Source organism: Cryobacterium aureum, assembly GCF_002954245.1.
Taxonomy (GTDB): Bacteria; Actinomycetota; Actinomycetes; order Actinomycetales; family Microbacteriaceae; genus Cryobacterium; species Cryobacterium aureum.
In genome coordinates this window covers 197,557-210,135 of the sequence record NZ_PPTG01000048.1, presented here as the reverse complement: position 1 = coordinate 210,135, position 12,579 = coordinate 197,557, and the positions used below count along the sequence as shown (strand labels likewise).

The 12,579-nt window shown below is 63.9% G+C and carries 11 protein-coding genes; 1 reads left to right on the top strand and 10 read right to left on the bottom strand.

Translation table 11 applies throughout. From position 1 onward, the window contains the following. Nucleotides 1-7 precede the first annotated feature (7 nt). Complete coding sequence (locus tag CJ028_RS17850) at nucleotides 8-940, bottom strand: hypothetical protein (protein ID WP_129590537.1); 933 nt, start codon at nucleotides 938-940, stop codon at nucleotides 8-10. 127 nt (nucleotides 941-1,067) lie between these two features. Between CJ028_RS17850 and CJ028_RS21035 the strand changes: the two genes are divergently transcribed. Further along, a complete protein-coding gene (locus CJ028_RS21035) occupies nucleotides 1,068-1,214 on the top strand; it encodes a hypothetical protein (protein WP_161499023.1) in 147 nt (48 codons plus the stop codon). A gap of 77 nt (nucleotides 1,215-1,291) precedes the next feature. Here CJ028_RS21035 and CJ028_RS17845 read toward each other — a convergent pair whose 3' ends face one another. From CJ028_RS17845 to gabT, 9 genes are all read right to left on the bottom strand, one after another. Beyond that, nucleotides 1,292-2,296, bottom strand: coding sequence for an NAD-dependent epimerase/dehydratase family protein (locus CJ028_RS17845; RefSeq protein WP_338064153.1), 1,005 nt, complete (start codon nucleotides 2,294-2,296; stop codon nucleotides 1,292-1,294). Between the two features lie 184 nt (nucleotides 2,297-2,480). Further along, nucleotides 2,481-4,187 (bottom strand): HNH endonuclease signature motif containing protein, encoded by a 1,707-nt coding sequence (locus tag CJ028_RS17840; protein ID WP_105036550.1) that lies wholly within the window; start codon nucleotides 4,185-4,187, stop codon nucleotides 2,481-2,483. A gap of 261 nt (nucleotides 4,188-4,448) precedes the next feature. Beyond that, nucleotides 4,449-4,997: a GNAT family N-acetyltransferase gene (locus CJ028_RS17835; RefSeq protein WP_105036549.1), complete on the bottom strand. Its 549-nt coding sequence runs from the start codon at nucleotides 4,995-4,997 to the stop codon at nucleotides 4,449-4,451. A gap of 8 nt (nucleotides 4,998-5,005) precedes the next feature. Further along, complete coding sequence (locus CJ028_RS17830) at nucleotides 5,006-5,653, bottom strand: FMN-dependent NADH-azoreductase (RefSeq protein WP_105036548.1); 648 nt, start codon at nucleotides 5,651-5,653, stop codon at nucleotides 5,006-5,008. Between the two features lie 99 nt (nucleotides 5,654-5,752). Continuing rightward, the gene (locus CJ028_RS17825) at nucleotides 5,753-7,303 is read right to left on the bottom strand and encodes an APC family permease (RefSeq protein ID WP_105036547.1); all 1,551 of its coding nucleotides are present in this window, start codon (nucleotides 7,301-7,303) and stop codon (nucleotides 5,753-5,755) included. 6 nt (nucleotides 7,304-7,309) lie between these two features. Further along, a complete protein-coding gene (locus CJ028_RS17820; RefSeq protein ID WP_105036546.1) occupies nucleotides 7,310-8,200 on the bottom strand; it encodes a universal stress protein in 891 nt (296 codons plus the stop codon). Continuing rightward, nucleotides 8,197-9,564: a flavin monoamine oxidase family protein gene (locus tag CJ028_RS17815; RefSeq protein WP_105036545.1), complete on the bottom strand. Its 1,368-nt coding sequence runs from the start codon at nucleotides 9,562-9,564 to the stop codon at nucleotides 8,197-8,199. Before CJ028_RS17815 ends, CJ028_RS17820 begins: the two co-directional genes overlap by 4 nt. Before the next feature lie 23 nt (nucleotides 9,565-9,587). Further along, on the bottom strand, nucleotides 9,588-11,075 hold the full coding sequence (locus tag CJ028_RS17810) for an NAD-dependent succinate-semialdehyde dehydrogenase (RefSeq protein ID WP_105036544.1): 1,488 nt from the start codon (nucleotides 11,073-11,075) through the stop codon (nucleotides 9,588-9,590). Then, complete coding sequence (gene gabT, locus CJ028_RS17805) at nucleotides 11,072-12,451, bottom strand: 4-aminobutyrate--2-oxoglutarate transaminase (protein ID WP_105036543.1); 1,380 nt, start codon at nucleotides 12,449-12,451, stop codon at nucleotides 11,072-11,074. Before gabT ends, CJ028_RS17810 begins: the two co-directional genes overlap by 4 nt. Nucleotides 12,452-12,579: the final 128 nt, after the last annotated feature.

Genomic DNA, 12,579 nt, shown 5'->3' with positions numbered 1-12,579 from the left:
AATAGGCTCAGCTATTATTGACGATTTTTGGAGCCGTCTGATAAACAAAACTGACTCCACTTATTTGGCCCAGTGAATTGAATCCAAGTTTATAGGTGACATCTACGGCGAGAACGTTTTCAATACCATCATTGAGACTTGGATTTTGCGCGAGGACTGACTCCCTGGTGGCCGTAGCATCATCGAACAGGGAGAACTCTATCGCCATCTCATCAGACATCCGAAACTTTGCAATACTATTCGTCTGAACGACAACAACTCCTGCCCCCGGTCTAGTTGTGTGTTCTACCGCATAAACCTTCTCCACGGCAGTCGTCGTCTCGGCTGCTCGAGGGCTGCCATCACGAATGAGAACGGGAAGAGTGCCTGTGTAGACAATTCCGGTAGTCGCGGCCACGTCCCAATCACCAGAAAATAGACTTTCGTTCGTCTGTGCCCACGTGCTCACCGCCTCGGGATCTTTGCTATCCAACATAGGTGAGTCGAGAGCCTCTTCAACAACAAATCTCACCGCGTTCTGCTGGGCCATCTCAGCCTGTTTTTCTGTGAAGCCGAATTCAGCCAGTGATTCCAGATCGACCTTGGACGCATCGTAGACAAGAGCGTCCGAGTCGGGGTCAATGGTGACGTGACAGTACGTGCCGTATTCGTCGATCACGTCCTCAAGGGGTATCACGTCGCCATAATCACCCGGGCTCGCCATCGAGCAGCCGATTTCTACCTCGGTTTCGCTGGACGAAATCACCGTTGGTTCCGCTGCCGAATCGCCGACCGGCGCGGCCGCGCAGCCTGCAAGCCCAAGAGTGAATAGGCCAGCGAGGCTGAGGCCAATGAACGTGTTTGTTGGATTCTTGAGAATGATTTTCTGCCCCATTAGATAACTTCGATATTCGTCTACCTCGTAGTCTTCCCTATCTCGCGCCGTCGGAGATTCAGTCATCACCGCACGGCGTCGGCGCAAAGATCCGAGCTCGGCGAGCTCAAGGGCGACTACCTCTCACGCACGTTTCGATTACGGTCGGTGGCAACTGCGACCGGGCGCGTTGTGTGCGGCCTAGTCTTTCGACATGTCCACAACGTCGCGCACGACCGAACCGAAGTTTCGATGGGTGGTCGCAGGCCTGCTGATCATTGCCGTCAATGTCGTGCTTCTGGGCACTCGCTCGGGCGAGTGCACGGACTACACCGCCGAGTCGGGGGCGGTCAGCACCTGAAGCAGCGGACCACTCCTGGGAGTCCCCGGGGCGTGGGCAATCGGGATCGTCAGTCTCGCCGCTCTGGCCTACCTCGTCTATCGACTGGTGCGGCGCCCAGTTTCCAGTTGACCGCGTGACGGCTGATCACCAGCGCAGCCCGAGACACTCGCTAGCTGCCCGGCAATTTTATCCAGAAGAAAGTTCTCTTCGTCTCGAGTGAGGCCTGATCTGCGCGCCCGGTTGAGTCCGCGTCTTCGTTCGTCAGCAAGAACGTCCTCAAGGATCTCGTGCAGGTTTCGCTCGGTTCCTCCAGCGGCAACGAATCGGTCTCGGCTGCGTTGCGCAAATGCGGAGTCACTTCGGGGAAGCCACAACGGCAGCGAACGACGTCCGGACCAATAGTTGACGTTGTGTTCGATCAGCCATTCATCATCGACCGAGATGAGATTGCCTGTATGGCCGGCCACTTGGGCGGCCGCCAGCAGAACGCTGGAGAGATCGCGTTGGCTGCCAACGGCGTTGTAAATTCCGGTGAGGCCTCGATGTCCGGCACCGATTAGCCACGCGGCCAGGTCACGAACATCGATGATTTGCACAGAACGATCTCGAACCTCCGGCAGGAGTACAGCTTCGTGCGACGCCAGGGCCAGTCGCGAGACCCAGTAGCTGAACCGGTCGCTCGTGTCGCCCGGCCCAACGATAAGTCCCGGTCTGGCGATGAGTAGGCGGTCGCCGACTGCTTCAGTGGTGACGCGCTCAGCGGCGACCTTGGCCTGCGCGTAGTCATCAAAGTCGACTGCCTCGACGACAACGGCTTCTTCATCAGCTCCCGGTTCAGCGTTGCTGGCGTACACGGAGACGGAGGAGACCAGTGTCCAGTGCTGCGCGCTATCGGCCAGAGCCTCGAGCGCCCCGGTGACTAGGTCAGCCTCGTAGGCGAGCTCGATAATTTCGTCCCAGGCGATGCCTGCGACCAGGACATAAGCATCGGGTGTTCGTCGGTCGGATCGAATAAACGTCACGCCACTGGGAATAGCTCCTGACTCGCCTCGAGCCAGGCACGTTACGTCGTCGCCGTTCGCCACCAACTGTTCGGCGATCTCGCGACCGAGCTAGCCCGTGCCGCCAAGAATCAGTGTGCGAGTCATGGCACTCAGTCAAGCGCAACTGCCACTCAAAAAATGTTGGTTTCGCCCTGAGCGCAGAGAGTATCCGCGACTGCCCGGGCCCCTGATGACAAATTAATCTGTCCGCGCCTGCCTGGCTCGGATCGCGACGGAGGCGCTACTTTTGCCAGTTGGGCTTCTCGGCGGGACTGGCCGCGCGGTTTTGGCCGCCGGGCCGCCACGTTTGCGTGGGGTCAAGGATGAGTGGGCCGCGGACCCAGGGGCGTCCGTCTCTCATATCGATATCCCAGCCGGATGTGTCGATGCTCGCATGCCCGGCATTGCAGATCAACACGGCGTTTTCGATGTCGGTGAGGCCGCCGGCACGCCAGGGAACGACGTGGTGAACCTGCGTAAATTGCGGGGGCACGGTACAGCCGGGGATCACGCAGCCACCGTCACGGGCGGTCAACGCTCGGCGCTGCTGGGCGTTGAAGAATCGATTGCTCTTGCCGAGGTGCAGAATTTTGCCGTTGTGTCCGAACAGTATGGGTTGGTAGCCGCCGGCACAGATCAGCTCATCGACTTGTTTGACGGTGAGGGGACCATCGACACCGTCGATCCAGCCCGCACCGCGCCCGGCGAGAAGGTCGTTTATGTGGATGTGCACGAGCACCGTCGGTGCCGCGCCGCCCATCGTCGGGGTGCCCGGCTGCCGCGCGGCCGCTTCGAATACGGCGCGGAGGATTCCGGCTTGCTTCTCACCGATCGACCGCGTGTCGCCCGGTTCCTGCGGGCACGGTCCCAGCGCGGAGAGCCGGTCGGCCTCAAGCCCCTCATCAGCCTCAAGGTCGGGCTCAACTTCGGCGCCAGATTCGGTGCTGTCGCTCGTGCGGCTGTCAGCCGAGTTGCCGTCGGAGGTTGTGTCCTCGGCCTCGTCGGCGGAGGGTTCGGCTTCGTCGGCGCAGGGCTCGGACGGGCGGAACGCGACCTCGGCGCGCGGGGCAGCCCCGGGAACCGGGTTCACCGCAGCCGATGAGAGGTACGCGTCGAACACGTTGCCTATGATGGCGCGGTCGAGGGTGGTCAGCCAGCCGTTCAGGCTGTAGCCGCCGTTCGCCAGCCCACCAAAGGCGAACCAGCTGCGCCGTTCGGCGGTGGCCTCGCCGGGGGCTGGCCCGTCGGGCGCGAGGCGCGCCTGCCACGCGAGGCCCTGCTGCCGCAACAACTCCGGCGCGAAGGCTATTCCGACGCCCGGCAGGCCCTCGGTTTCCGGGGTGATGGCGCCGGACCCGCTCGCTACCAGGGAGCGCTCCACCCGATCCAGGTCACCGACCAGCACCGAGGAACGCAGCCCATCGAGCACGGACACAATTACGCGGGCCTGCTCCACACCCAGCTCGCCACCCTGCAACGCCTCCCCCACGACGGGATAGGTCGGGGCGAGGGGCCGGCCCAGCAGCATCCGCTCACCCGCATTCTTGCCGAGCGACGCGCGCTGCCGCACTTCGTTTCGTGACAGGCGGGCCAGCGTGGAGACCAGCACAACACCGCTGCGACAGCCCAGTCTGCGGGCGAGGGATACCGCGCCTTCGGCTGCCAGCCCGCGCTGATCGGCGGTCATTGCCTCGGCAGCCGTGCCGACGGACGCATCCAGGTATTCGGAACGACGCAGCACATCCGTCGTCGAGAGCACCCGGGCACCATCAACAACCCGGCCGATACTCTCCAGAGCGAGCAACATACTCAGCGATTCTTCATCACCCAGCGCCCCGAACGATATCCCACGCAACGCCGCCAATAACGCGTCCCGCGCCTGCTCCACCGCCACAATGACGGGGTTCGAACTGGCCTCGCTGGGGTTTTCCATGAACATGGGCGCCATTGCCTCCTTCACACCAATTCTACCCCGAATCGAACACAAAAGCGAGATATGTTCAGGTATATTTTCGAGAACAAACTCGACTGACTGGTCTAAATTCGTCGACGGCACTGTCGCTTCCACGAGACTTTACTTAGGTAATCACTCGCGACTCAACGCCGCACCGTTTTGGTGTGACATGTGAACTATCGAAGAAACAAGCGATTCTTTGTCACGAATGCGTCCGAGCCAGTCAGTGAAAAGCGGATCCCGCCGCTCTCCTATTCAGAGTCCGACGCGATCATCCCACTCAAGCGGCGTGGTCGACCCAGATTCCCAATCGCGACGCAAAATCGCATACGCGACGGAGGTCATCGGGGCGCCGCCGGGGACGGGCCATCCGTCTCGGTAGCAGGCCTCTTGAATGAACCCGGCACGACGGAACGATTTCCGCATCGCGATGTTGTCCGCTCGAGTGTTGCCTTCGAACCGGTTTGCCTCGGGAATGTTCGTGAACACATACTTCGTCAACGCCCTCAGGATCGGGGCACCAAACCCTTGCCCCCGATGCTGTGACGCCAGGCGCAAATCAAAAAGTAGGGCGTTGTCGGCCAGATCGTCCAGCACCGTGTAGCCGATGCGTCCGAGCGCACCGACATCAATCCAGAAGCCCGCATGATCTGGACCATCAAATCGCCCGCTGTCGATCCGCTCCTCTGCGTCCCGTACCGTCAGCCGATTACCCACATGAAACGGAAACTCGTTCTCCGTGAGAAAGCGAACCAGCGCATCCCGGTCGCGCGGAGAACTGAGCGGTACCAGAGTGATTTCCATTGCGCGCGTCAGCCGAGGCGACGGGCGGCTCTGGCTGCGGTTTCGTGCGCCGCAGCCAACTCCGCGTGTTGCTTCGCGATCTCGTCGGCGGGGGCACTGAACCGATCCTTGAGCGTGCGGGTCGCCACTATGGTTTCGACGGTCATCCCCAGGGCGTTCGCCAGTATGAGGGTCAGCGCGGGAAGCGCGTGGTCGTCGAACTCCGTAGGGGTTCCCGCGTCGTAGACGCCACCGCGGGTCGACACGAGCACGGCCGGGCGACCGGCCAGCGGCTGCTGACTGGCGGGATCGTCAAACGGGGTAGTCACCGCCGGCACGTGGATGTAATCGATCCACGCTTTCAACGTCGACGGCATCGAGTAGTTGTACAGCGGAACGCCGATCAGCAGCACATCGGCCGCGACGAGTTCCGCAATGAGCAGCTGCTGCAGCGCTTCCTGCTCCGCGCTGGGGTTCGCGCCCTCCGGGCGGAGGTGGGGCGGAAAGTGCAGCGCGGCATCCGTCAGGTGGGGCAACGGCTCGCGGTGCAGATCGCGGTGAACGACGGTATGGTCGCTGCCGAGACTGCGCCAGGTGTCGGCGAAGGTTGCGGTAATCGCGCGCGATCGCGAGGTCATGAGGTCTGCAGACGAGTCAAGGTGCAACAGTGTTGGCATTACCGAAGCCTAACCGCAGACAGAGCACCGCTCGATGCTGAGCGGCACACACGTGACGGCTGCGGCATCCGCTTTCACAAAGCGGATGCCGCAACTCACCTACTCCTCGTGCTCGCCGAACCGCGGTGCAGCCAGAGTGAGCGTCTCGCCGCGGAAGAAGGCCGGACGCACCTTGGACTGCACCAGCATGATGACCACGCCGATCAGCAGAATCGCCATGCCGAGCACGAACACCAGACCCAACCCAAAGATCTCGGAGCCGCTGCCATAGTTCGGGTCCATGCTGTCGATCAGGGTCGTGCAGAACAGCACCGTCAGAATAATGCCGCCAATCAGGGGAAACACGAGGGTGAAGAAGGCGTTCCGCACGGTGGCGAACCATTGGCGGCGAAAATACCAGACGCAGGCGAACGCGGTCAATCCGTAGTAGAAGCAGATCATCATGCCGAGGGTGGTGATGGTGTCCCAGAGCACGTCTTCGCTGACGAAACGCATGATTGTGTAGAAACCGGCAGCGACGACCGCCGAGGCGATGGTGGCATACCCGGGGGTAAAGAATCGCGGGCTCACCTTGGCGTAGGCCGGCGGCAGGGCGCCGTAGTGCCCCATTGCGAGCAGGGTGCGGGCCGGTGAGACGAACGTGGACTGCAGCGAGGCAGCCGAGCTGGAGAGCACAGCGATCGACATGAGAATCGCGAACGGGCCGAGCGCTGGGCCGGCCAGGGCGAAGAACACGTTGCCCTGAATCTCCGGGTTGCCGAGACCAACACCCACGCCGCCCACGCCGGCGAAGGAGACGGCCGCTATGGCGACGAACAGGTAGAGCACCATGACGATGATGACGGTGAGGGTCGCAGCCCGGCCGGGAGTCGAGCGGGAGCCCTTGGTCTCCTCCGACATGGTCAGCGTCACGTCCCAGCCCCAGAAGATGAAGATGGACAGGCTGAGTCCGGCCGCGAAAGCGGAGAACGAGGTGACCGCGAAGGGGTTGAACCAGGACAGCGAGACCGGTGTCGGGTCGAAGGCTGTTCCGCTGGCAATGTGCACGAAGGCCATAATGCCGAAGCCCACCAGCACGATCAGCTGAAACCCGACCAGCCAGTACTGCACTTTCTGGGTAGTCTGCATGTCGCGGTAGCTGATCCAGGTGGCGGCGAAGATGAAGACCAGACAGGTGCCGACGTTGATCCACGGATTGCCGGCGAGGCCTGCAATCTCGGCGCTGTTGCCGAAGATCTGCGAGAGCATCAGGTAGAAGAAGTCGACCGCGATGCCGGCGAGGTTGCTCAGCACGACGACGGTGGCGGCGATGAGCCCCCAGCCGGACATCCAGCCGATCCACGGGCCGAATGCCCTGGTCGCCCAGGTGAAGCTCGTGCCGCTGTCTGGCATGGCCTTGTTCAGTTCTCGGTAGCCGAGGGCCACCAGCAGCATGGGAATGAATCCGGCCACGAAGATCGCTGGCAGTTGTAAACCGACCTCGGCAACCGTTGGGCCGAGGGCTCCGGTGAGCGTGTAGGCCGGGGCAATGCAGGAGATCCCGATGACGACGGCCCCGACCAGACCGACGGAGCCGGCGCTCAGGCCTTTCTTGGAGATTCCCCCCGTCGGCGTCTCAACGGCTTCGCTGACGTTGATTTCTAGTGTCATGTTTTTTTACTTCCCCACCGTCACGGTGTAGTCAGGCAACGCAGTGAAATCTCGCGGCACCACGATGAGCGGTACCGGCAGTTCACGCAGCATTTTGGCCGCGATCGAACCCAAAAAGAGGCGATGAGGTTGCGCCAGCCGGCTGGAACCGACGATGCAGACCTCGGCCGGGTCCCAGTGCAGGCCGCGCACGGCATGCTCGATGCTGCCGCCGGAGGCGACGCTCGCGGTGACCTCGAGCCCGTCCATCAGGTGTTCGGTGGCGTAGTCGAGCACAGCCTGGGCATGGTCGGCGGCCAGCTCGATGGTCTGGGCGTCGGCGCCGGGGCGGTCGATCGCGACGAGGGAGACCAGCCGTAGCGGGGCATCCACTGTGCGCGCCAAGCGGATGCCGGCCGTCAGCAGCCCGTCAGCTCCCGGCTTGGTACCCACCGCGCAGGTGACGCGGCCAATCGGTTCGTCGGTGCCCATCACGCGGCTGCCTTCCGGAGCCAACGCGACGGGAACGTGGGAGGAATGCAGCAGACCGCCAGCGACACTGCCGATCGCGAAGCGCCCGAGCAGTCCATGGGTGGCAGCACCGACCACGATCAGGTTCGCCTGCAGCCGTTCGGCCGACTTGAGCGGTCCCTGGGTGAAGGAGTCGGCGTGTTCGAGGTGGGTGTGCACGTAAATACCGGCGGGCACCAGAGCCAGCGCTTCGGCCAGCCAACCCTCGGCGGTTTCGAGCAGCAGTCGGTCGTAGCCGGGGTCCGTGGGGGTGAGCGTCGCGCGCTCCCCCGCGTTGAGCACGAGCACGATGTCGAGTTCGGCGCCGGGCGCGCGGGCGAGGCGCACACCGAGGGCGAGGGCATCCGCGCCCGCCGGGGTGGCGGTATAACCGACCAGAAACCTCACGCGATGGCCCGGACGCGCAAAGCGATGATCGCCGCAGCGGACTCTTGACCGACCCGAATGGCACCGTCAACGTGCTGGTAGCCCTTGCCGGCCATGTCGCTGCACGAGAACGAGATCGGACCAACGGGGCTGCGCAATTCGGCGCCGTACCGGGCCAGTCCGCCCATGTCGAAGCTTGCGGCGTAGGCGCCACGGGTCCATTCCTCGGAACCCCAGTCGCTCTCGTAGTACACGACTGGGTGCAGGGCCTGCTCACCGTAGTAGTGCGACAGGGATTCCAGGATGCGCTTCTTGCGCTCGTCTGCGGTCAGCGCGAAAACGGCATCCGCTTCTTCATCGGAGACGAAACCCACCAGGGTGCCGCGCGGGTCCTCGAAGTTGGTGTTGTCGTAGGCCTCGTGCACGAGCTCATACGGGCTGAACGCGGTGCCCGAGAGGTCGTCGGCACGCCAGAACGGGGTCTCGTAGACGGCGTGCACCTTGATCACGAAGCCCATGGAGAGGTGCTGGTGCAACTGTTGCTGGCGTCGCGGCAAAGGCGGCTCGAAGCTGATGCGGCTGATCAGGGGCGGCGGAACGGCCACGATGGCGTGGCGGGCGGTCACCGTCATGCCGTCGGCGACGACGGTGACAGCACTGTCGTTCCAGGCCAGGCTGCGCACCGGTGAATCAAGAAAAACGTCAGCGCCGAGCTTCTCGGCCAGCAACAGCGGCACCTGCTGAAGCCCGCCGACCACACGCTCGTCGAGAATGAAGTCAGCGTCGACGAGGTTACTAAATGACCCGGCACTGGCCGCCATGAGCAGTGCCTGCAATGCCGAGAAGGCGTGCGCCGGCTTGGTGAGCATGGCCCCGGCAATGAACATGCCGATGTTGTCGCGGGCTTCCTGGTCGTCAGTCTGCGTCTCCAGCCAGCGGCTGAACGATACCTCGTCGAGTTCCTTGGCGAGCGGATGCTCCCACGGGCTATCCGGGTTGATCTCGGCCACGAGGGCATCGAGTTTCTCGATCAAGCCGACGATCTGGGCTTCGGTGCCGGCCGGCACCGGGAAGATGTCACCGTCGAACCGGCTAACCACGCCGGCAGCATTGATGTAAATATTGCGCCCGGACCGATAGCGCGGATACGTCGCGAGGCCCAGCTCGGCCAGCGTGTCCTTGAGGGCAAGCTGGTCGGGCGAGACCCACTGGCCGCCGATCTCGAGCATGGCGCCCTCGATCTGGTCGGTCCACAGGCGCCCGCCAACGCGGTCGCGGGCTTCCAGCACGGCCACACTGAGGCCGGCTTTCTGCAGGGCGGTGGCGGCGGTGAGACCGGATGCCCCGGCGCCGATAATAACGACGTCACGATCAATCGTGGTCATGGTTGCTCCTGTGTTGGGTGGGATCAAGAAGAGGGAATGAGGGTGTACTTGGTCGAGAGGTATTCGTTGATGCCTTCCAGGCCACCCTCACGGCCGAGACCGGACTGTTTGACTCCGCCGAACGGTGCCGCGGCGTTGGAGACCAGGCCGGTGTTCAGGCCCATCATTCCGGTGTCGATACTGTCGATCATACGGTGTGAACGTTCGATATCAGTGGTAAAAACGTAGGTGATCAGACCATATTCGGTGTCATTTGCCATTTCAATGGCCTCTTCGTCTGTTTCGAAAGTCGTGATGCCGACGACCGGGCCGAAGATCTCTTCCCGCACCATGCGACTGTCGGCGCTCACGCCGGTCAACACGGTCGGTGCGTAGAACGAGCCGGGCCCGTCGGGGCGGGTGCCTCCGGTGAGCAACGTGGCGCCGCGCGCGAGGGCATCCTGCACGAGGGCGTCAATGTTATCGACGGCTGTCTCGGTTACGAGGGGTCCAAAGTTCACGGCGGGGTCGATGCCTGGGCCCTGAACGAGAGCGTTCACCCGCTCGGTCAGTCGGCGGCCGAATTCCTCGGCGACCGACGCGTGCACGATGAACCGGTTGGCCGCCGTGCAGGCCTGGCCGGTGTTGCGGAACTTCGCGAGCATGGCGCCGTTGACGGCCTTCTCGAGGTCGGCGTCGGCGAACACGACGAAGGGGGCGTTGCCGCCGAGTTCCATCGAGGTGCGCAGTACGTTCTGGGCCGCCTGAGCGATCAAGGCCCGACCGACGACGGTCGACCCGGTGAAGCTGAGCTTGCGCAGCCGCGGGTCGGCGATGATCGGGGCCGACACCTCCTGCGACCGGGTGGTCGTAATGACATTGACGACACCGGCCGGCACGCCGGCATCCGCAAGCAGCTGCACGAACAGCAGGGTGGTCAGCGGTGTCAGTTCGGCGGGCTTCACCACAACCGTGCAGCCCGCGGCGAGCGCCGGGGCAATCTTGCGGGTGGCCATGGCCAGCGGAAAGTTCCACGGCGTGATCAGGTAGCACGGGCCAACCGGTCGGTGGGTGACGACCATGGTGCCGGTGCCCTCTGGGTTGGCACCATACCGGCCGTTGATGCGCACGGCCTCTTCGCTGAACCAGCGCAGAAACTCGCCGCCGTAGGTCACTTCACCGTTGGCTTCGGCGATGGGTTTGCCCATTTCGAGCGTCATGAGCGTGGCAAAGTCGTCGCGACGCTCCTGCAGCAGGTCGAAGGCCCGGCGCAGAATCTCGGCGCGTACCCGGGCCGGGGTTGCTGCCCAGGAGTCCGCGGCAGCGACGGCCGCATCGAGCGCGCGGGCGCCGTCAGCGACGGATGCGTTCTGGATGGTTTTCAGCACCAGGCCGGTCGCCGGGTCGGTCACCACGATTGACTCCCCGGTGCCGTTCACCCACTGACCGTCGATGTAGAGCTGGGCGGGTACTCGCGCCAGGAGTGCTGCCTCGGCGGCACGGCGCACGGCGCCCTCGATGACGGCGCTCATGCTGCGGCCGATTCGGCAGCCAGGGCTTCGGCCAGAACCTGCAGGCCCTCAAGCAGCAGGGCGTCGGGAATGCTGAGCGGCGGCAGAAAGCGGATGACGTTGCCGTACGTTCCGCAGCCGAGCAGGATGACGCCCTGCGCGTGGGAGGCGGCGATGACGCGGCCGGTCAGGGCGGCATCCGGTTCCCCGGTGGCGGGATCGACGAGTTCGATGGCCATCATGGCGCCGCGACCGCGGACCTCGCCGATGCGCGGGTCGGCCGCGGCGAGCGCGCGGAGGCGCTCGCCCATGATCGTGCCGATGTCGGCGGCCCGCTCAACCAAGTGCTCGGCCTCATAGGTGTCGATGGTGGCGAGCGCTGCAGCACAGGCGAGCGGGTTGCCGCCGTAGGTGCCGCCGAGGCCGCCGGCCTGCGGGGAGTCCATGATGTCGGCGCGGCCGGTGACGGCCGACAGCGGCAGGCCGCCGGCAATGCCCTTGGCCGTGCAGATCAGGTCGGGCACGATGCCCTCGTACTCACAGGCGAACATGTGTCCGGTGCGGGCGAAACCCGTCTGGATCTCGTCGGCGATGAAGACGACCTCGTTGGCGCGGCACCAGGCCAGCAGGGTGGCCAGAAAGCCCGGTGCTGGAACGATGAAGCCGCCCTCGCCCTGGATGGGTTCGATGATGATCGCGGCGAGGTTGCTCGCGCCGATCTGCTTCTCGATCTGCGAGATGGCCCGGGTGGCCGCCGTCACGCCATCGAGACCGCCGTCACGCAGTGGGTATGACATTGGTGCCCGATAGACCTCGGGCGCGAAGGGGCCGAAGCCGTTCTTGTACGGCTGGTTCTTGGCGGTCAGGCCCATGGTCAGGTTGGTGCGGCCGTGATAGGCGTGGTCGAAGGCCACGATGGCCTGCTTGCCGGTGAAGTGGCGGGCGATCTTGACGGCGTTCTCCACCGCTTCGGCGCCAGAGTTAAACAGCACGCTGCGCTTGGCGTGATTACCCGGGGTGAGACGGTTCAGCGCTTCAGCCACCTCGATGTAGGAGTCGTAGGGTGCCACGGTGAAGCAGGTGTGGGTGAACTGGGCCAGCTGGGCGGCGACGGCCTCGACCACGCGCGGCGCGCTGTTGCCGACACCGGTGACGGCGATGCCCGACCCGAGGTCGATGAGTGAATTGCCGTCGACGTCGACGAGAACGCCTCCACCGGCCGCCACCACGTAGACGGGCAGTGAGATGCCAACTCCGGCAGACACCGCCTGGGCCTTGCGTTCGCTCAAGAGTCGCGACTTCGGCCCGGGGATGCTCGTGACCAGCCTGCGTTCCTGGGCCAGCGTGGGGCCACCGAGCGGTGTGCTGGTGGGGCGAGGAGTGTCTACGAGTGTCATGAGAATTTCCGATCGATGCGACGGGCGGTACCGCGACCACGGTGCCAATCCGGCAATGCTAGGCACAACCGAGCGCCAGCACTATCTCCTAGCTGTATAGTTGCGCCGCAATTCCTCGCCGAACTGTA